The 19,052-nt window shown below is 73.7% G+C and carries 15 protein-coding genes; 9 read left to right on the top strand and 6 right to left on the bottom strand.

The features are described 5' to 3' along the window. Positions 1 to 76: 76 nt before the first annotated feature. The 3 genes from QUY26_RS04905 to QUY26_RS04895 all read left to right on the top strand — a co-directional run bounded on the left by QUY26_RS04905 (position 77) and on the right by QUY26_RS04895 (position 4,339). The gene (locus QUY26_RS04905; RefSeq protein WP_289943871.1) at positions 77 to 877 is read left to right on the top strand and encodes a 3-hydroxybutyrate dehydrogenase; all 801 of its coding nucleotides are present in this window, start codon (positions 77 to 79) and stop codon (positions 875 to 877) included. 78 nt (positions 878 to 955) lie between these two features. After that, entirely contained in the window at positions 956 to 2,344 is a 1,389-nt protein-coding gene (locus QUY26_RS04900; protein ID WP_289943870.1) for an MFS transporter, read from the top strand. Between the two features lie 36 nt (positions 2,345 to 2,380). Next, the gene (locus tag QUY26_RS04895) at positions 2,381 to 4,339 is read left to right on the top strand and encodes a helix-turn-helix domain-containing protein (protein WP_289943869.1); all 1,959 of its coding nucleotides are present in this window, start codon (positions 2,381 to 2,383) and stop codon (positions 4,337 to 4,339) included. Here QUY26_RS04895 and QUY26_RS04890 read toward each other — a convergent pair. Then, positions 4,299 to 6,332, bottom strand: coding sequence for an ABC transporter ATP-binding protein (locus tag QUY26_RS04890; RefSeq protein WP_289943868.1), 2,034 nt, complete (start codon positions 6,330 to 6,332; stop codon positions 4,299 to 4,301). The genes QUY26_RS04895 and QUY26_RS04890 overlap by 41 nt on opposite strands. 295 nt (positions 6,333 to 6,627) lie before the next feature. On the opposite strand from QUY26_RS04890, the gene QUY26_RS04885 reads away from it, so the two are divergent. Next, positions 6,628 to 7,035 (top strand): hypothetical protein, encoded by a 408-nt coding sequence (locus QUY26_RS04885; RefSeq protein ID WP_289943867.1) that lies wholly within the window; start codon positions 6,628 to 6,630, stop codon positions 7,033 to 7,035. Here the strand turns inward: QUY26_RS04885 and QUY26_RS04880 are convergent. Beyond that, entirely contained in the window at positions 7,020 to 8,162 is a 1,143-nt protein-coding gene (locus QUY26_RS04880) for a medium chain dehydrogenase/reductase family protein (RefSeq protein WP_289955483.1), read from the bottom strand. The genes QUY26_RS04885 and QUY26_RS04880 overlap by 16 nt on opposite strands. A gap of 231 nt (positions 8,163 to 8,393) precedes the next feature. Between QUY26_RS04880 and QUY26_RS04875 the strand changes: the two genes are divergently transcribed. Together QUY26_RS04875 and QUY26_RS04870 are read left to right on the top strand one after the other, a co-directional pair. Further along, a complete protein-coding gene (locus tag QUY26_RS04875; RefSeq protein ID WP_289943866.1) occupies positions 8,394 to 9,146 on the top strand; it encodes a TetR/AcrR family transcriptional regulator in 753 nt (250 codons plus the stop codon). Between the two features lie 209 nt (positions 9,147 to 9,355). Continuing rightward, positions 9,356 to 10,213 (top strand): GNAT family N-acetyltransferase, encoded by an 858-nt coding sequence (locus QUY26_RS04870; protein WP_289943865.1) that lies wholly within the window; start codon positions 9,356 to 9,358, stop codon positions 10,211 to 10,213. Positions 10,214 to 10,292: 79 nt separating this feature from the next. Here QUY26_RS04870 and QUY26_RS04865 read toward each other — a convergent pair whose 3' ends face one another. Beyond that, positions 10,293 to 12,446, bottom strand: a complete 2,154-nt coding sequence (locus tag QUY26_RS04865) for a glycoside hydrolase family 3 N-terminal domain-containing protein (RefSeq protein WP_436840485.1) — start codon at positions 12,444 to 12,446, stop codon at positions 10,293 to 10,295. Between the two features lie 341 nt (positions 12,447 to 12,787). Here QUY26_RS04865 and QUY26_RS04860 point away from each other — a divergent pair, with 341 nt between their 5' ends. Beyond that, positions 12,788 to 14,752 carry an ABC transporter ATP-binding protein gene (locus QUY26_RS04860; protein ID WP_289943863.1) on the top strand — a complete coding sequence of 655 codons (1,965 nt, stop codon included), beginning with the start codon at positions 12,788 to 12,790 and terminating at the stop codon, positions 14,750 to 14,752. Between the two features lie 381 nt (positions 14,753 to 15,133). On the opposite strand, the gene QUY26_RS04855 is transcribed toward QUY26_RS04860, so the two are convergent. Continuing rightward, positions 15,134 to 15,568, bottom strand: a complete 435-nt coding sequence (locus QUY26_RS04855; protein WP_289943862.1) for a helix-turn-helix domain-containing protein — start codon at positions 15,566 to 15,568, stop codon at positions 15,134 to 15,136. A gap of 201 nt (positions 15,569 to 15,769) precedes the next feature. Between QUY26_RS04855 and QUY26_RS04850 the strand changes: the two genes are divergently transcribed. Both QUY26_RS04850 and QUY26_RS04845 read left to right on the top strand, forming a co-directional pair. Continuing rightward, positions 15,770 to 15,964 carry a hypothetical protein gene (locus QUY26_RS04850; RefSeq protein ID WP_289943861.1) on the top strand — a complete coding sequence of 65 codons (195 nt, stop codon included), beginning with the start codon at positions 15,770 to 15,772 and terminating at the stop codon, positions 15,962 to 15,964. 181 nt (positions 15,965 to 16,145) lie between these two features. Next, positions 16,146 to 16,715 carry a TetR/AcrR family transcriptional regulator gene (locus QUY26_RS04845; RefSeq protein WP_289943860.1) on the top strand — a complete coding sequence of 190 codons (570 nt, stop codon included), beginning with the start codon at positions 16,146 to 16,148 and terminating at the stop codon, positions 16,713 to 16,715. A 132-nt stretch (positions 16,716 to 16,847) separates the two neighbouring features. Here QUY26_RS04845 and QUY26_RS04840 read toward each other — a convergent pair whose 3' ends face one another. Together QUY26_RS04840 and QUY26_RS04835 are read right to left on the bottom strand one after the other, a co-directional pair. Continuing rightward, positions 16,848 to 17,585 carry a 4'-phosphopantetheinyl transferase family protein gene (locus tag QUY26_RS04840; protein WP_289943859.1) on the bottom strand — a complete coding sequence of 246 codons (738 nt, stop codon included), beginning with the start codon at positions 17,583 to 17,585 and terminating at the stop codon, positions 16,848 to 16,850. Beyond that, complete coding sequence (locus tag QUY26_RS04835) at positions 17,582 to 18,943, bottom strand: glycosyltransferase (protein ID WP_289943858.1); 1,362 nt, start codon at positions 18,941 to 18,943, stop codon at positions 17,582 to 17,584. Before QUY26_RS04835 ends, QUY26_RS04840 begins: the two co-directional genes overlap by 4 nt. Positions 18,944 to 19,052 lie beyond the last annotated feature (109 nt).

The following is a 19,052-nucleotide window of genomic DNA, read 5'->3' as shown; positions in this document are numbered from 1 at the left end:
ACCGCCATGAGGCCGAGCCGGAGTGTGGCGCCGAGCCACATGGGCCTCGCTCCGTGCCATGCCTATGTTTCCGGCCATGACCAGCGGACCACACCCCACGCCCGGCGCCCCGACTCCGGCCGCCCCGGGCGCCGTCGGCCTCAACGGCCGCGTCGCCCTCGTCACCGGCGGCGGCAGCGGCATCGGCCGCGCCTGCGCCGCGGCCCTCGCGGCCGCGGGCGCCGAGCTCCACGTCGCCGACATCGACGCGGCCGCCGCCAAGGCCGTCGCGGACACCGTCGGCGGCCACGCGCACACCACCGACCTCGCCGACGCCGACGCCGTCGCCGCGCTGCCGACGGACGTCGACATCCTCGTCAACAGCGCCGGACTCCAGCACATCGCGCCCATCGCCCAGTTCCCGCCCGCGCGGTTCGCGCTGATCCAGCAGGTGATGGTCACCGCCCCGTTCCTGCTCCTGCGGCAGAGCCTGCCGCACATGTACGCCCGCGGCTGGGGGCGCGTCGTCAACATCTCCAGCGTCCACGGGCACCGCGCCAGCGCCTACAAGAGCGCCTACGTCGCCGCCAAGCACGCCCTGGAGGGCCTGAGCAAGGTCACCGCCGTCGAGGGCGCCCCGCACGGCGTGACCAGCAACTGCGTCAGCCCCGGCTACGTACGCACCCCGCTCGTGCAGGGGCAGATCCACGACCAGGCCGCCGCCCACCGCATCAGCGACGACGCCGTCGTCGCCGAGGTGCTGCTCGCCCGCTCGCCCCTGAAGCGCCTCATCGAACCCGAGGAGGTCGCCGCGGCCGTCCTGTGGCTGTGCGGCCCCCACAGCGGCTTCGTCACCGGCGCGTCCCTGTCGATGGACGGCGGCTGGGCCGCCACCTGACCCCCTGACCGCCCCCCGACGCCTCCCGGCCTCCCCGCTCATGCCTGTGCCACCCGCGAGTGAAACCCGGTGATCCCCATGGCCCGTCCCCGCAGCAGCATCGGCAAGATCGTCGGTGCCAGCCTCGTCGGCACCACCATCGAGTGGTACGACTTCTTCCTCTACGGCTCCGCCGCCGCCCTCGTCTTCAACGAGATCTTCTTCCCCACCGCCGACCCGCTCACCGGCACCCTCATCGCCTTCCTCACCTACGCCATCGGCTTCCTCGCCCGGCCGCTCGGCGGCGTCGTCTTCGGGCACTTCGGCGACAAGGTCGGCCGCAAGAAGCTGCTCGTGCTCAGCCTGCTCCTGATGGGCGGCGCGACGTTCGCGATGGGCCTGCTGCCCACGTACGACGCGATCGGTGTCGGCGCGCCCATCCTCCTGACCCTCCTCCGCCTCGTGCAGGGCTTCGCGCTCGGCGGGGAGTGGGGCGGCGCCGTGCTGATCGTGTCCGAGCACGGGGGCGACAAGCACCGCGGCTTCTGGGCCTCCTGGCCGCAGTCAGGGGCGCCCGGCGGCAACCTCCTCGCCACCGGAGTGCTCGCGCTGCTCGCCGCCGTGCAGTCCGAGGCCACCTTCCAGGCCTGGGGCTGGCGGGTGCCGTTCCTGCTCTCCGGCGTCCTGGTGATGGTCGGCCTGTGGATCCGCCTGTCCGTCTCCGAGTCGCCGGTCTTCCTCGAAGCACAGGCCAGGGCGGAGGCGGCCGCCGCGCACGGAGCCAAGGACGAGGCGCCCGTCGTGGAGGTGTTCCGCAGGAACTGGCGGGAGGTCCTCACCGCGATCGGCACCCGCTTCGGCGAGAACATCTCGTACTACGTCCTCACCTCCTTCGTGCTCGTGTACGTCACCAAACACCTCGACCTGCCGAAGAGCACCGCCCTCAACGCCGTCCTGATCGGCTCCGCCGTGCACTTCGTCACCATCCCGGCCTGGGGCGCGCTCTCGGACCGGATCGGGCGGCGCCCGGTGACCCTCATCGGGTCGGTGGGCATGGCGCTGTGGGCCTTCGCGTTCTTCGGCCTCGTCGACTCGGAGTCGTTCGCGGTGATCACCGCGGCGGTGACGGTGGGGCTGCTGTTCCACGGCGCCATGTACGGGCCGCAGGCCGCCTTCATCTCCGAGATGTTCGACACCAAGGTCCGCTACTCCGGCGCGTCCATGGGCTCCCAGCTCGCCTCGATCGTCGCGGGAGCGCTCGCCCCGATCATCGCCGTGGAACTCCTCAGGGAGTACGACTCCTCCGTCCCCGTCGCCCTGTACCTGTGCCTGGCCGCCGTGGTGACGACGGTGACCGTGGCCCTCGCCCGCGAGACCCGGGGCAGGGACCTGCGCACCGAGGCCGGCGAGAGCCCGGCTGCGGGCCCGTCCCCGGCACCGGCGGCGCCCGTCGCGGAGACGGCAGTACGCTCCGGCGAACTGTCCTGAGCACCCGCACCGCACCCCGGAAGGCAGCCACCACCCATGGCATCCGCCCGCCCCCGCACCACCCGGCCACAGGCGCCCGGCGGCACCGTCGCCGACGCGCTGTGGCACCTGCTCGACCTGCTCGGACGGCAGGCCCCCGCCGAGAGCTTCGCCGGGGCCGCCGCCGCGGCCCGGGACGCGGGGGCGGGACCGGCGGAACTGGCCCGCGTCGAGGCGGCCACCGAGACCGCCCTCGGCATCCGCCGCACCCTCGACCAGCACCGGCGCCGCGAGGCCGAGCTGTCCGCGCTGTTCGACACCGCGGGCGACCTCGCGGCCCTCAGCGACCTCGACGCGGTCCTGCGCGCCATCGTCCGCCGCGCGCGGCTGCTCCTGCGCACCGACGTGGCGTACCTGACCCTCAACGCCCCCGCCGAGGGCGACACATTCATGCGGGTCACCGACGGCTCGACGTCCGCGAAGTTCCAGCAGCTGCGGCTCGGCATGGGGGAGGGGCTCGGCGGTCTGGTCGCGCAGACCGCCCGGCCCTACGCCAGCGCCGACTACCGCGCCGACACCCGCTTCAAGCACACCGCCGTCATCGACGCGGGCGTGGGCGAGGAGGGCCTGCGCGGCATCCTCGGCGTACCGCTGCGCGTCGGCAGCCGCGTCATCGGCGTCCTGTTCGCGGGCGACCGCACCCCGCGCGACTTCGCCCCCGACCAGATCGCGCTGCTCGCCTCGCTCGCCGACCACGCGGCCGTCGCCATCGACAGCGCCCGCCTCCTGGAGGAGACCCGCGCCGCCCTGGTCGAACTCAACGCGGCGACCGCCACCGCCCGCGCCCAGAGCGAGGCCATGCGGCGCGCCGCCGAGACCCACGACCGGCTCACCGACCTGGTGCTGCGCGGCGGCGACGTGCCCGACCTCGCCGCCGAGATCGCCGCGCTCCTCGACGGCGGCCTCGTCGTCCAGGACGCCGACGGCAGCGAACTGGCCCGCGTCGGCGACCGGTCGGCGACCGCGCCCGCCCGGGGCGTCGCCGCCTCCCGCGCCAGCGGGCACGCCGTGGCCGTCGACGGCGTCTGGGTGTCCGCCGTGCTCGCCGGGCCCGAACCGCTCGGCAGCATCGCGCTCAGCGGCCGCCCCGACCTCACCGACAGCGACCGGCGCCTCTTCGAACGCGCGGGCCTGGACACGGCGTTGCTGCTGCTCCTGCGCCGCTCCGTGGCCGAGGCGGAGGACCGGGTGCGCGGCGAACTCCTCGACGACCTGCTCACCGCCGCCCACGCCGGCGACCCGCGCCGCGCCGGGCGCCTGTGCCTGCGCGCCCGTCGCGTCGGCGTCGACCTCGCGGAGCCGACCTCCGTGCTCGTCCTGACCTGCGAGGGCGAGCTGCGCACCCGTCTGCTGACCGAGGCCGCCCGGCACGCCCGCACCCTGCGCGGCCTCGCCGGACCCCAGGGCGGCCACGTCGTCCTGCTCGCGCCCACCGGCGCGCCGGGGCCGCTCGCCGAGCGCCTGTCCGCCGACCTCGGGCGGGCCGTCGGGGCGCCCGTGACGTGCGGCGCCGCCGGACCCGCCGACGGGCCCGCCCGGCTGCCCGCCGTCCACGCCGAGGCGCTGCGCTGTCTGCGCGCCCTGACCGTCCTCGGCCGCAGCGGCCAGGGCGCGAGCCTGTCCGACCTGGGCTTCGTCGGCGTGCTCCTCGGCGACCACACGGACGCCGACGGCATCGACGGCTACGTCCAGCGCGTCCTCGGGCCCGTCATCGACTACGACGCCCGGCGCGGCACCGAACTCGTCCGCACCCTCGACGCGTACTTCGAGGCGGGCGCGAGCCTGTCCCGGGCGAAGGACGCGCTGCACGTCCACGTCAACACCGTCGTGCAGCGCCTGGACCGCACCGCGCGCCTCCTGGGTCCGGACTGGAACAGCCCCGAACGAGCCCTCGAACTCCAACTGGCCCTGCGCCTCAACCGGTTGCGCCGCCCGCGGGGGACTGGTCCGGCGTAGCGTCAGGGGTCCGCCGGCGCTGCGTGGGGACCGCGTCGAGGGTGTCGGTGCGGTACTGGAGCGACTGGAGTTCGAACAGGCGCCGGAACAGGCGCGGTCCGTCGGGGGACGGTGTTCCCTCCGCCATCAGCGTGGCGAAGTCGCCCTGTTCGACGAGTCTGCCCTCGTCGAGGACGTAGATCACGTCGGCCTCCTTGACGCTGTGCAGGCGGTGCGTGACCAGGACGATCGTCTGGTCGGCCGACGCGAGGGCGCGGATCTTGCGGAAGGCGTCGATCTCGGCTGCGGGGTCCATGCTGCTCGTCGGCTCGTCGCAGATGAGGATGTCGGCGTCGCGGAAGTAGGCGCGGGCCAGGGCGATGCGCTGCCACTGGCCGCCGGACAGGTCGATGCCGCCCTCGTAGCCCTTCTCGCACAACGTCTCCCAGCCGTGCGGGAGTTCGTCGAGCAGACGGTCCGCGCCCGCGTACGCGGCCGCCGCGTCGAGCCGTGCGGCGTCGTGGATGTCGGCGGGGCGGCTGATGGCGACGTTGGCGCGGGCGGTGAACGGCCACCGCTGGAAGTCCTGCAGGACCAGGGCGACATGGCCGAAGACGTCGTCGCGGCGCAGCGCGCGCAGGTCGGTGCCGTCCCAGGCGATGGTGCCGGACGTGGGCAGGTACAGGCCCGCGAGGAGCTTGCTCAGGGTCGTCTTGCCCGACCCGTTCGCGCCGACGAGCGCGATCACCTGGCCCTTGCGGATGGTCAGGGACACGTTGTCGAGGGCCGGGGTGTCGCGCTCGGGATAGCGGAAGCTCACCCGGTCGAACGCGATCACGGCGGGCGGCTGCGGCACCGGGACGCCGGTCGCGGGAATGGCGCGCTTCTTCGCCTCCTCGCGGGCGCGGATCAAGTCGTTCATGAACAGGCTCTGTTCGTAGAGGTGGTGGATGTGCGACACCATGCGGCGCAGCCCCGCCGTGCCGCTGGTCAGCGCGAGTGCGGCGGTGGCGCCGGACGCGAGCGGCAGGTGACCGTGCGTCAGGAGCCACGCGAGCAGGGCGTAGGTCCCGGCCGCGGTGAGGCCCGACAGGGCGGACGTGGTCAGATCGGTGCGGGCCTCCAGGTGCGCGAGGCGCGTCTGCTCGTCGGCGGCCTGCGCCGCCATCTGGTCGAACTGGTCGAGCAGGAACGGGCCCGCACCGTGCACCCGCAGCTCCGGCGCCGCCCTCTGGGAGATCAGCAGCCGCCGCAACGCCCCTTGCTGGCGCACGTGTTCCAGCCAGATCTGCACCGACTCGTAGGTGCGCCGAGCGGCCCGCACCGTGCCCCAGGCCTTGGGCACCACCACCGCGAACAGCAGCGGAAGCAGCACCGGGTGCAGCACGGCGAGCACCCCGCTCACGGCGAGCAGCGCCATCAGGGCCTCGACGATGCCGAGGGTGTGCTCGATGAGACGGCGGGCCGCGGTCTGGCCGTGCTGTCCGGAGTCCAGGGCCGCGTGGAAGTCGGAGCGTTCGATGTGCTCCATCTCGACGCGGACGACCTCCTTCATCATGGAAAGCCCCGCGACCCGCTCCACCTTCGGCCCGAGGCGGCCCGCCGCCGCGAACGACACGGCCCGCAGCGTCGCCGCGAACGCGCTGGCGGCGGCCACCCACACCAGGGACGGCAGCGCGTCGCGCACCCGGTCGGCCGTCGGTCCCGCGGCGAACAGCGACACCAGGACCCGGTTGGTGGCGAGCAGCCCGAACGCGGTCGCCGCCGCCTGGCCGAGCTGGGCCACCGCGACCACCACCAGCGCCGCCGGGTCGGCCTGCCACGCCAGCGTCGCGGTGTGCCGGAAGAGACGGGGGATCTGTCGCAGGATCGACAGGAACGACGCGTTGAGGCGCGCCAGTTCGTGCGCGGTCCAGCCCCACGAACCGCGTAACCGCCCGCCGAAGAGCAGCTGTTCGGGCGGCGTAGGGCTGCCGGGGCGGCGCTTCCCGGGAGCCCGGGGAAGTGATGCCAAGGTTCCTCCCTGATCAGGGTCGTCCGCCCGGGTGCTGCCCCGGACGGCTCCGTCGATCCTCACCGGAAGATCGGCGCGCTGGAGCGCCCCTGACGAAACTTTCGGACTAATGTCTGAAAGCGTCCTGTATTGACGGGAGTTGAGGGGGCGTGCGGGGGCGGTCGGTGCCGGTGCGGGCCCGCGCGGGCCAGGAGAGGGGTGCGCGCCCGCGGGACTCGGGAGGGGGTGCGCGCCTGTGGGGGCCGGGAGGGGGTGCGCGCCTGTGGGGGCCGGGATCGTGCTGTCGGGTACGACCATGATCCCGGTGCAGTACGCGGTGGGTGTCCTGACCGTCCCGCACCTGCACGAGGCGGCCTCGGTCGGGGCGGGGACGGCTGCCCTGATCCTGGTGGCGGCCCAAGGCGCGGGGGTGGTCGGCCGTGTCGTCCTCGCGGTGCGCAGCGACCGTGGCCGCTCCGGCCGGAACGGCACCATCGCCCTGTGCATGGTCGCCGTCGTCGCGGGGATGGTGGTCCTCATGACGCCGCTGGGCCGTGTCCCCGCCCTGGCCTGCGGTGTGCTCGTCTGGCTCGGCTTCTTCGGCTACGGCTGGTACGGCCCGTGGGTCGCCTACGTCACCGAGTCGGCGCCCGCGGTCTGGGGCCTGCTGGTCGCGCTGACCGCCGCCGCGGCCCTGGCGGTGGCCCCTCATCGCCCGGACTGAGCGTCCCGCGCCTCGGTCCCCGCCTCGTCCCCGGTCTCGCCCCGCACCTCGTCCCGCACCTCGCCCCGGACCTCGTCCCGGACCTCGTCCGGTACGAGGACGACCTTGCCCGCGACCGTGCCGGACTCCGCGAGCCGCAGCGCGTCGGCCGCCCGCGACAGCGGGATCCGCGCGGCGACCTGCGCCGTGAGCCTGCCCTCGGCGAGGAGCGCGAAGACCTGCCCGAGGTCGGCGCCGAGCCGGGCGCGGAAGGCGTCGGTGCGGCGCCGGCCCGCCCAGATGTTGAAGAAGTGCGCGTGCCGCGAGTTGGGCAGCGCGTTCCACAGGGCGAGGCGGGCGAAGAGCTTCAGGACGGGGGCCTTGGCGGACCCGGAGGCGTCGCGGGTGGACGCGGTGCCGTACGACACGAGGGTCCCGCCCGGGGCGAGCAGCCGGAAGGAGTCCACGATCCCCTCGCCGCCGACGTGGTCGAAGACCGCCCGCACCCCGTGCGGCGCGAGGCCGCGCAGCCGTCCGCGCAGGTCCGGGTCGCGGTAGTCGACGGGGGTGACGCCGAGCGCGCGGAGCGTGTCGTGGTGGCGCCGCGACGCCGTGCCGATCACCCGGACACCGGCGATCCGCGCCAGCTGGACGAGGGCGGAGCCGACGCCGCCGTTCGCACCGAGCACGACGATCGTGTCGCCCGCCTCGACCTTGGTGGTGCGGTGCAGCATCTGCCAGGCCGTGATGCCGTTCACGACGAGCGTCTCGGCGTCCGCCGACGACACCGAGTCCGGCACCTCGACGAGGTCCGCGGCCGCCACGACGACGTGACTCGCCCAGCCGCCGGTCTTGGTCAACGCCGCGAACCGGCGCCCGGCCAGCGCGGGGTCGACCCCCCGGCCGATCGCCGCGACCCGGCCGACCAGGTCGTATCCCGGCACGAACGGGAACGGCGGCTGGTCGTAGTACTTCCCCCGCCGCATCTGCTGCTCCGCGAACGAGACGCCGGTGGCCTCCATCGCGAGCAGCACCTCGCTCGGGCCCGGGGTGGGGGCGGCGACATGCCGGACCTCGACGCCGTCGGGCTCGACGACACCGGGCAGCACGACCTCGGTCACGACGGTCTCGCCGCTCTCGCCGGACATGGCGCTCGTGGCCCTCGTGGCGCCGGGTGCCGGGGTGGCCGTCGGCTGGTTCGCGATCGAGTGGGTCTCACGCATGGCTTTGCCTCTCTCAGGTGATAGCTATTCTCGCGTCAGTTAGAAGCTATAACTAGAGCATGAGCTTCTTTGGGGTCGGTGTCAATCCCCCCCTTCTCTGGAGTTAGAGTCTCTAACTGAAGCGACAGTCGAGACACAGGGAAAGGGGCCACAGCCGTGGCAGCCGACAGCAGCACCTCGCCCCCCGCCGCCTCCCCCGCCTCCCCCTCCACGCCGCGCCAGCGCTACCGCGACCAGGTGCGTGGCGAGATCAAGGCGGCCGCCCTGGAGCAGATCCGCGCGGGCGGCGCACCCGCGCTCAGCCTCAACGCCGTCGCCAAGGGGCTCGGCCTCACCGGCCCCGCCCTCTACAAGTACTTCCGCAACCGCGACGACCTCCTCACCGAGCTGATCTGCGACGGCTACGACGCGGCGGCCGCCGCCATGCGTGAGGCCGCCGACCGCGTGGCGGACGCCCCGCCCCGGGACCGGCTCCTCGCCCTCGGCACGGCCCTGCGCGCCTGGGCGATCGGGGCGCCGCACGTCTACCAGCTCCTGGCCGGTACGCCGTCCCCCGGCTACCAGGCGCCCGCGGAGACCACCGACCGGGCCCGCGCGGTGCTCGGCCCGCTGCTCGGCGTGCTCGGGCAGGGGAACTGCGCGGGCGCCGCCCTGGAGCTGCGTGCGGAAATGCGGTTCTGGCTGAACGGGACCCCGGCCGTCGAGGAGTGGGTCAAGGCCTGGGCCCCGGACGTCGATCCGGCGACGGCGCTCGCCGGCACGGTGACGGCGTGGGCCCGGCTGCACGGGATCATCAGCCTCGAAGTGCAGGGCCTGTTCGGGGGGATGGGGCACCGCCCCGGCACGCTCCTCAAGGCCGAGATGGAGGCGCTCGCCGACGCGATGGGCCTGCCGGGGGCGCCTTCGTGACACGGACCGGCCCGCGGCGCCGTCCGCCCCGCGACAGCAACTGGCCGGTGACACGGACGGCTTGATCGGCTCGGCGCGCCGGACGGGACCGCGCCCGGCGGGGCAGGATGGGGCCGCGGCACGGAACGGCCCGGTCGGGCGGAGGACCCGTGCGATGAGGCGGATCACCCGCGCGTGCAGACGGACCCCCGTTCAAGGAAGGTACGGCGATGGAGAACGCGACCCCCGGACAGCTCGTCGTCTCGACGGCGACGCCCGACGACTGGCGCACGGTCACCGAGTGGGCGGCGGGGGAGGGCTGGAACCCGGGTGCGGGCGACGCGGCGGCGTTCTTCGCCCAGGACCCGGACGGGTTCTTCGTCGGCCACGTCGACGGCGAGCCGGTCTCGGCCGTCTCGGTGGTCAACTACGGTCCGGCGTACGCCTTCCTCGGCTTCTACCTGGTCCGGCCCGACCTGCGCGGGCGCGGCCACGGCATCGTCACCTGGCGGACCGCCCTCGCCCACGCCGGGGACCGGGTCGTGGGCCTCGACGGCGTTCCGGCGCAGCAGGACAACTACCGTCGCTCCGGCTTCCAGCGGGAGCACGGCAGCCTGCGCTACGTCGGCCCGGTGGTGGCGCCGGGCCCGCCGTCCGCGCGCATCAAGCCCGTGGCGGACGTGGGCCGCGACGCCGTCGCCGCGTACGACGGTGCCTGCTACCCCGCCGACCGGCCCCGGTTCCTCGACGTCTGGCTGACGGCGCCGGGCCACCGCGCCCTCGCGAGCGTCGTCGACGGCCGTGTCACCGGGTACGGGGTGCTGCGTCCCGGGCGCGACACGCCGCGCGTCGGCCCGCTGTTCGCCGACACCCGCGCCGACGCCGAGGCTCTCCTTGACGCGCTCGCGGCCGAGTCCGGCGGCGCGGCCGTCGCCATGGACGTACCGGAGACGAACACCGAGGCCGTCGCGCTCGCCGAGGCGCGCGGCATGAAGCCGTCGTTCGCCACGGCGCGCATGTACACGGGGCCGGTGCGGGAGTTCGCCCGCGAGAAGGTCTTCGGGATCACCACGCTGGAATTGGGCTGAGCACTCCGGCAGGTGACGGAACCGGGGGTGGGCGGCCGATGCCGCCCACCCCCGTTCGCGTGCGTCCGGTGCGCCCCCCTCACGTCACCGTCAGCGTGACCTTGCTCTTCGTCGTGGAGCTTGCGCCCACGTACAGGTCGAACCTGCCCTCCTCGACGAGGAATTCGCCGTGCGTGTCGTTCGTCCAGAAGCCGAGGTCCGCCGCGCCGAGCCGGAAGCGGACGACGGTGGAGCGGCCCGCGCCGAGCGTGACGCGCCGGAAGCCGCGCAGTCTGCGCACCGGCTGGGTGATGCTCGCCGCGACATCGTGGACGTACAGCTGCACCACCTCGTCGCCCTTGCGGCGGCCGGTGTTGGCGACGGTGACGGACACCTCCAGGGTGTCGCCGTCGCGCAGGGCGCGCGCGGGGACAGTGGCGCGGCTCAGCTTCGGCGCGCCGATCTCGAACGTCGTGTAGCTGAGGCCGTGACCGAAGGGGAACTGCGGGTCCGGCGGCAGGTCCAGGTACTTGGACGTGTACTTGTTGTCGGCGCTGTAGGGGCGGCCCGTCGACTCGTGGTTGTAGTGGATCGGGATCTGGCCGACCGTGCGCGGGAAGGACACGGGCAGCTTGCCGCCCGGGTTGACCTTGCCGAAGAGCACGTCGGCGACGGCGTTCCCGGCCTCGACGCCGGGGTGCCAGGCCGCCAGGACGGCGGGCGCCGACTCCAGCCAGCCGCCCATGGTCAGCGGCCGGCCGCCCACCAGGACGACCACGAACGGCTTGCCGGTCCGCGCGATCGCCTCGACGAGACGTTCCTGCGCGCCGGGCAGGGAGATGTCGCTGCGCGCCGCCGCCTCGCCGCTCATCGACGGGGGCTCGCCCACGACGACGACCGTCACGTCCGCGGCCCTGGCGGCGGCCACGGCGGCCGGGATGCCACCGGTGTCCTCGCCCTCGGGGTCGACACCGCGCGCGTACGTGACCTTGGCGTCCGGGGCCGCGCGCCGCACCGCGTCGAGTACCTTCACCGACGGGTACTTCTTCGCGGCGGCCGGTACCACCCAGGTGCCGAGCAGGTCGTCGGAGTCGCCGAACGGGCCGACGACCGCGATGGACCCGGCGCCGGACCTCAGTGGCAGCACCTTGCCGCCTCCGCCGCTTGTGCCTGTGCTCTCGTTCTTGAGGAGCACCATCGAGCGCGCTCCCGTCTCCCGGGCGGCCTTGCGGGTCGCGGCGGTCGGCCCGTCGATCGCGGCGTCCTCGTCGGCGTACGGGTCGTCGAAGAGGCCGAGGGCGAACTTCAGCCGCAGGACGCGGGCGACGGCGTCGTCCAGGCGGCGCTCACTGATCTTCCCTGCGCGCAGCAGCTTCTTGCCGTGCTCGCGGAGGGTGGTGCTGACCATCTCCATGTCGACGCCCGCGTTCAGCGAGAGCCGGGCGGCGGCCGCGCCGTCCTCGGCGAAGCCGTGCGCGATCAGCTCCTGGACGCCGGTCCAGTCGCTGACGACGACGCCGTCGAAGCCCCACTCCTTCTTGAGGATGCCGGTCAGGGTGTGCGCGTTGCCGTGCGCGGGAACCCCGCCGATGGTGTTGAAGGACGCCATCACCGTGGCGGCGCCCGCGTCCAGGGCGGCCTTGAACGGCGGGAGATGGAGATTGCGCAGCCGGGACTCCGACACGTCGACCGTGTTGTAGTCGCGCCCGCCCTCGGCCCCGCCGTACGCGACGAAGTGCTTGGCGCAGGCGGCGACGCGGTCCTTCGCGGCGAACTCGCCCTTGCCCGGGCCCTGGTAGCCCTGGACCTTGGCGGCGGCGAACTCGGCCGTCAGAAACGGGTCCTCGCCGCAGCCCTCGGCGATGCGGCCCCAGCGCGGCTCGTGCGTGACGTCCATCATCGGGGCGAACGTCCAGTGCACGCCGTTGGAGCGGGCCTCCTTCGCCGACACCTCGGCGTCCTTCCTCGTCACGTCCGGGTCGAAGCTCGCCGCCTGCGCGAGCGGGATCGGGAACGTCGTCCAGAAGCCGTGGATCACATCGAGGCCGAACAGCAGCGGGATGCCGAGCCGGGACTCCTCGACCGCGATGCGCTGGAGGGCGTTGCTGCTCTTCGCGCCGAAGATCGAGAGCACCGAGCCGAGCCGTCCGGCGCGGGCCGCGTCCTCCACGTCCTTGGTCTCACCGCCGCCCGGGCCGGTGTCCCAGGACCAGGCGAGCTGCTGGAGCTGGCCCAGCTTCTCTTCGACAGTCATACGGTCGAGGAGGCGCCGGACCTTTGCGTCATGGGCGGTGCCGCGCTCATCGGCGGCGGTGTCCGGGGCGGGCGAGCCCGGTGCCGCCTCGGCGATGGTGGAGTTCAGGGCCCCGCTCGCGACGGCGGTGCCGCCGATCGCGGACAGCACGGTACGCCTTCGTACATCTCGCATGCGTTCGCCTTCTCACGTCAGGACACGAGGAACGGGAGTGATGCGCTCAAGAATTGAAGCGAAAGTACGTGCCGGTTACAGGCGGGTCAAGCGGCGCGGCAGGGGAGTCGGAGACACGTGAGGCGGCGCTTGACCTCAAGATAACTTCAGGTTCTACGGTGCTGCACATGAGCATGGAGACCACAGCCTGGACCCAGCTGCACAGCGTCATGAACGCCGAGCAGGAACGCCGCCCCTTCGCGCGCGCCACGCTGCGCCGCATCACCGCCTTCGCCGCGCCCCATCGCCGCCGCATCACCCAGTTCGTCCTGCTGAGTGTCGTGACCGCGCTGCTCGCCGTGGCGACGCCGGTCCTCGCCGGGCGTGTCGTCGACGCCATCGTGTCCGGCGCCGAGCCCTCGACCGTCGTCCGCTACGCCGTGCTCATCGCCGTCATCGCGATCGCCGAAGCGGGACTCGGCCTGCTCGGCCGCTGGCTGTCGGCGAACCTGGGCGAAGGCCTGATCCTCGACCTGCGCACCGCAGTCTTCGACCATGTGCAGCGGATGCCGGTCGCCTTCTTCACCCGCACCCGCACCGGCGCGCTCGTCAGCCGGCTCAACAACGACGTGATCGGGGCGCAGCGGGCGTTCAGCAACACCCTCTCCGGAGTGGTGTCCAACCTCGTCACCCTCGTCCTCACCCTCGCCGTGATGCTCGCCCTCTCCTGGCAGATCACGCTCCTCGCCCTGGTGCTCCTGCCGGTGTTCGTGGTGCCCGCGCGCCGCATGGGCACCCGGATGGCCCGGCTCCAGCGGGAGGCGGCGCACCACAACGCGGCCATGGGCACACGGATGACGGAGCGGTTCTCGGCGCCCGGCGCGACCCTCATCAAGCTGTTCGGCCGACCGGCGGACGAGTCCGAGGAGTTCGCCGCGCGGGCCCGCCGGGTGCGCGACATCGGCGTCCGCACCGCCATGGCGCAGTCGGCCTTCATCACCGCCCTGACCCTGGTGTCGGCGCTCGCGCTCGCCCTGGTCTACGGACTCGGCGGGTACTTCGCGCTCGACGGGACGCTCGAAGCGGGCGCCGTCGTCTCCCTCGCGCTGCTCCTGACCCGGCTGTACGCGCCGCTGACGTCCCTCGCGGGAGCGCGCGTCGAGGTCATGAGCGCCCTGGTGAGCTTCGAGCGGGTCTTCGAAGTCCTCGACCTGAAGCCCCTCATCGACGAGAAGCCGCAGGCGCGGACCGTGCCCGAGGGGCCCGTCGCCGTCGAGTTCGACGACGTCCGCTTCGGCTACCCCGCCGCCGACAAGGTGTCCCTCGCCTCCCTGGAGGAGGTCGCCTCGCTGGACGGCCGGGGCGGCGAGGAGGTCCTGCACGGCCTGTCGTTCCGGGCCGAACCCGGCCAGACCGTGGCGCTCGTCGGCTCGTCCGGCGCGGGCAAGTCCACCATCGCGCAGCTCCTTCCGCGCCTGTACGACGCCGACTCCGGGACCGTCCGCGTCGGCGGCGAGGACGTCCGCGACCTGACGGCCGACTCGCTGCGCGACACCATCGGCATGGTCACCCAGGACGGCCACCTCTTCCACGAGTCGGTGCGCGCCAACCTGCTGCTCGCCCGGCCCGGCGCGAGTGAGGACGAGCTGTGGGACGTGCTGCGCAGGGCCCGCCTCGACGCCCTGGTGCGGTCGCTGCCCGACGGCCTCGACACGGTCGTCGGCGAGCGCGGCTACCGGCTCTCCGGCGGTGAGCGGCAGCGCATGACCATCGCCCGCCTGCTGCTCGCCCAGCAGCGGGTGGTCATCCTCGACGAAGCGACCGCCCACCTGGACAACACCTCCGAGGCAGCCGTGCAGGACGCACTCGCCGAGGCCCTCGCGGACCGCACGGCGGTGGTCATCGCACACCGGCTCTCCACGGTGCGGGCGGCCGACCAGATCCTCGTCGTCGAGGCCGGGCGGATCGTGGAGCGGGGCACGCACGACGAACTGCTCGCGGTCGGCGGGCGGTACGCGGAGCTGTACCGGACGCAGTTCGCGGGGAAGCCCGACGCGGCGGACGGTGCGGGGGCGACCGCTGCGGTGGGCTGCGTGCTCGGCGAGGACTGCGGCGAGACGGCCGACGGCGCGGACGTGGCCGTGACCGTCTAGCGCACCGCTGGTCTCCCACGTGCCGGTCCGAGGGCCCATCGCCCCGGACCGGCACGCGCGTTGCGAGGGCGTCAGCCGTCGGAGTCGGCGCTGCCCGCGGCGAGTCGGAGCTACCCGCGGCGAGTCGGAACTGCTCCGCTGCCTCCCGGACGACCTCGTTGAAGGCGTGGACGGCGGCCGCCGGGGTCGTGGTGAGCCAGGTGGGCACCCACTCCAGGGGCGGCGCGTCGTCGAAGGGGACGTACACGACGTCGGGGCGGGCGAAGTGGCGGGTGGCCTGGGCGCCGACCACCCAGGCCCCTTGTCCGGCGCCGATCAGGGACAGTGCTTCCTGGAGGGTGTCGAAGGAGGGGCCGGGCTCGATCGGGGCTCCCGACGGTGTCAGGAGCGGTGTGCGCTCGGCGCGCCAGTACGGGGGCAGGGCGCGGTTCGCCTGCGGGAGGCGGACGGCGGCCAGGTCCTCCCTGCAGACCGTGTCCCGTTCGGCCAGGGGGTGCTGTAGGGCGGCAGGACGTCGTCGTACAGCTGCCGTCCGGCCGGAGTGAGGCGGACGTCGCGGCTGGTGCGCTCCAACAGGGGTGTCCCGATGTGGCGTTCCAGCTTGCGGATGGTCTGGCTGACCCGTCCGGTCGTCAGGTGGATGCGCTCGGCGGTGCGGCCGAAGTGCAGCTCCTCGGCCGCCGTCAGGAGCGCCTCCAGGTCCACTCGCTCCAGCACCGCCGCCCTCCCCTTCGTCCGGCCCGTCCTGCGGGACGTCTCGGGGACCGACGCGTCGATGGTGGGTCCGCTGCTCCTCCGCTTCGGCGTCGCGGGCATCGCGGGCGACTTCCTCGCGGGCGCCGCCGCCGCGCGCGACGTCCGCGCGCCCCTCGGCACCATCAGCGTCGCCCTGACCGCGGTCCTCGCCGTGTTCCCCGTTCCCCCTCGTCGGCGGCACCCCGGCCGGCGGCACGGTCCTGCTGCTTGCGTGGGGACCTGCCTTCGGCGGCGTCCCCGTCGGCGTCCAGACGTGGATCCTTGAAGTCGGCACCGGACTCGACGGAGGCGGCCACCGCCCTGAACACCTCCGTGTTCAACCTGGCGATCGCCCTCGGCGCCCTGTTCGGCGGCCTCGTCGCCGACCACATCGGCCTCTCCGGCGTGCTGCTCACCGGCGCGGTCCTGGCCGTGCCCACCAGCCTGGCGATGTGGAGCGCGCGGGGGCGGGCCTGACCCCACGCACTCTCTCCGGGATCAGCAGCCCGGGAGCCCCGGCACTGCACCCGGGGACCGCTCCCCGGGATCAGCACCCCCGGGGCCCCGGGACCACATCCCGGGCTCGCTCCTCGCATGGCACTTCGCCCGCAGTGGTTAGGGTGGGGTGCCGCCGCACAGGAAGCAGGAGAGGACCGTCATGCGACAGAACCCGGCCAGGCGCACCGCGCTGTTGGACGCAGCGATCGAGGTGCTCGCGCGCGAGGGCTCCCGGGGGCTGACGTTGCGGGCGATGGACGCGGAGGCGGAGGTGCCCAAGGGCACCGCGAGCAACTACTTCCCGCACCGCGCGGAGCTCCTCGCGCAGGTCATGCGGCGCATCCTGGAACGGCTCACGCCGGAGGAGGCCGCGCTCGCCGACACCATGACCGAGAAGCCGGACACGGCGCTGGTCGTGACGCTCCTCAAGCAGCTCGTCGAGCGGACCCGGGCCGACCGGGCGAGCCATCTCGCGCTGCTCGAACTGCGACTGGAGGCCACCCGCCGCCCCGAACTGCACACCGAACTCACCCGGTTCATGGCTGGGCAGCTCGACGCCAACATCGAGTTCCACCTGGGCGCGGGCCTGCCCGGCGACCGCACCGGCGTCGTCCTGCTCTACCTCGGCATGCTCGGCCTGATCGTGGACGACCTGACCGTGCCCGACCTGCTCGCGCCGTACTCGACCGACGCGCTCATCGAGGAACTGGCGCACCGCGTCCTGCGCTGACCCGTCCGTCGGCGCGTCGCGGCTCGATGCCCGTACGTACCGGCTCCGATGCCCGTACGTGCCGGCTCCGATGCCCGTACGTACCGGCTCCGATGCCTGTACGTGCCGGCTCCGACCGCCGGTACGTACGGGCTAGGCCGCCGGGCGCAGCGTGATCGCGGTGAGGATCAGGCCGTCCCGCGCCAGCCAGCGGCCCGTGAGTTCCTGCGGGAACCCCCGTTCGCGCACCGGAGGAAGGATCCGCGCGGTGAACGTGCCGGTGTCCGGGTCCTGCGACCGGTGGAAGGAGACGTCGGCCTCCTCGAAGCCCAGGGGCGCGCGCTGCAGGGGATACCAGGTCTTGTAGATGCTCTCCTTGGCGCTGAACAGGGCGCGGTCCCAGCGCACCGCGGGCCACCGGGCCAGGAGTTCCCCCACCCGCCGCCGCTCCTCGGGCAGCGCCACCGCTTCGAGGACGCCCTCGGGCAGCGGCTCGCACGCAGTGGCGTCGATGCCGACCGAGCGGACCCGGTCCGTGCGGGCGACCGCCGCGCCGCGGTAGCCGTCGCTGTGCGTGATGCTGCCGACGACGTCCTCGGGCCACTCCGGACAGCCCCGCGCGTCGGGCAGGATCGACACGGCGGGCCGTCCGAGGGCGGCCAGGGCGCGGTGCGCGCAGTGGCGGCCGGTGGTGAACTCGGCGCGCCGCGCCGGCACCGAACGCGCGATCAGGGCCTGCTCGTCGGGGTGCAGGACGACGCCGTCCGGGTCGCCGAAGGACTCGCAGCACACGACGTCCTCGGGCACGATCCGCGCGAGCAGGGCGGGCGGCCCTCCGGCGGGGTGCGGGGCTTCGGACCCCGTGGGGCTGTGCTGTGTGCCGAGGCTCATGGCGTGCCTTCCTTCTCCAGGCCTTCCTTCTCCAGGCCTTCCGTCTTCTCCCGTCCTTCCAGGCCTTGCGCCGTCTCCAGGCCGTCCCGCGCCGACCCGGCCCCCGCGCCCGGAGCGAGCGCGTCCTTGGCCCGGCCGCGCCGGGGCAGATAGACAAGCAGTTCGGTGGCGACGAAGCGGATGACGAAGGTCGTGAGCAGAGCCAGGGTCGTGGCGGGCAGGACCGACATGCCCACGCCGTCGACGAGCAGGGCGATCAGCGGGATGCGCAGGACGAGATCGGCGTTGGCGAGCAGCGCGAACCGGCCCAGGCGGTCGGCCCAGTGGCGGTGGCCGCGCCGGTCGCGGAACAGCAGCAGATCGATGAGCAGGAAGTTCCACAGCACGCCGAACTGGTTGGCCACCACCTCGGCGGGCAGATAGTGCAGGCCCATGGCGGTGAGCGCGGCGAGTGCGCACAGGTTCGGCAGGAAGCCGGTCAGGCCGATGAGGCCGAAGACCACCATCCGGGCCACGGGGGTCGTGGTGCGCAGCGACACCAGGTGGGCGAGGAACCGCAGTCCCTCGCGCACGGTCGACTTCGACTCGCCCGCGAACCGCTCCTGGAAGGAGAACGGCACCTCGGCGACGACGCGCGGCCGACAGCGGATCGCCAGTTCGAGCAGGATCTTGTAGCCCAGCGGCTTGAGGATGTCGGAGTGGGCGTGCACTGTGCTGCGGCGGATCGCGAAGAAGCCGCTCATGGGGTCGCTGATGCCGCGCAGTGCCGAGCGGAACAGCGCCTTGGTCGCGAGCGTGGAGGTGCGGGACACGGCGACCCGGTAGCGGCCGGAGAGCCCGGCGTGGCTGCCGCCGCCCGCGTACCGGCTGGCAACGACGAGATCGGCGCCCGCGCGGCGGCCGGTCTCGATCAGCTCGGGCATCAGGGACGGCGGGTGCTGGAGGTCGGCGTCCATGACGACGATCCACTCGGAGGCGGCGGCCTTCATGCCTTCCACCACGGCGCCGCTGAGGCCGCCCGTCGGCACCTCGCGGTGGATGACGTTCACGGGGAACGGGCAGGTGAGGGCCGCGCGTTCGATCGCGGCCGGGGTGTCGTCGGTGCTGTCGTCGACGAACAGGGCCTCGCAGTCGAGGTGGGCGGGCAGCCCGGCGGCGAGTCGCGTCAGCAACTCCTCGACGTTCCCGGCCTCGTTGAAGGTCGGGATGATCACGGTGACGGTGGTGCGGGTTCCGTCGGCGGCGGGGGCCGGGTCGAGGAGGGCGGCCCCGTCGGGGACGGCGGCTCCTTCCGGGGTGCTGGGCGTGGGGCCCCCGGTCTCCTCCGCCTCCTCCGCGCCGGGGCCGGGCACGCTCATCGGGGCACGCTCCCTCGGTGGGGTGCGTCGGCCTGCCGCGGCACGCTCCGGGGGGTGGTGGAGCTCGCGGTGTGCATTCTCGCCATGGTCGTCCTCTACGGTCTGCGCG

The sequence above is a fragment of the Streptomyces flavofungini genome (genome assembly GCF_030388665.1).
GTDB lineage: Bacteria > Actinomycetota > Actinomycetes > Streptomycetales > Streptomycetaceae > Streptomyces > Streptomyces flavofungini_A.
The sequence above is the reverse complement of the archived record's forward strand: the minus strand, read 5'-3'. Positions and strand labels throughout refer to the sequence as shown.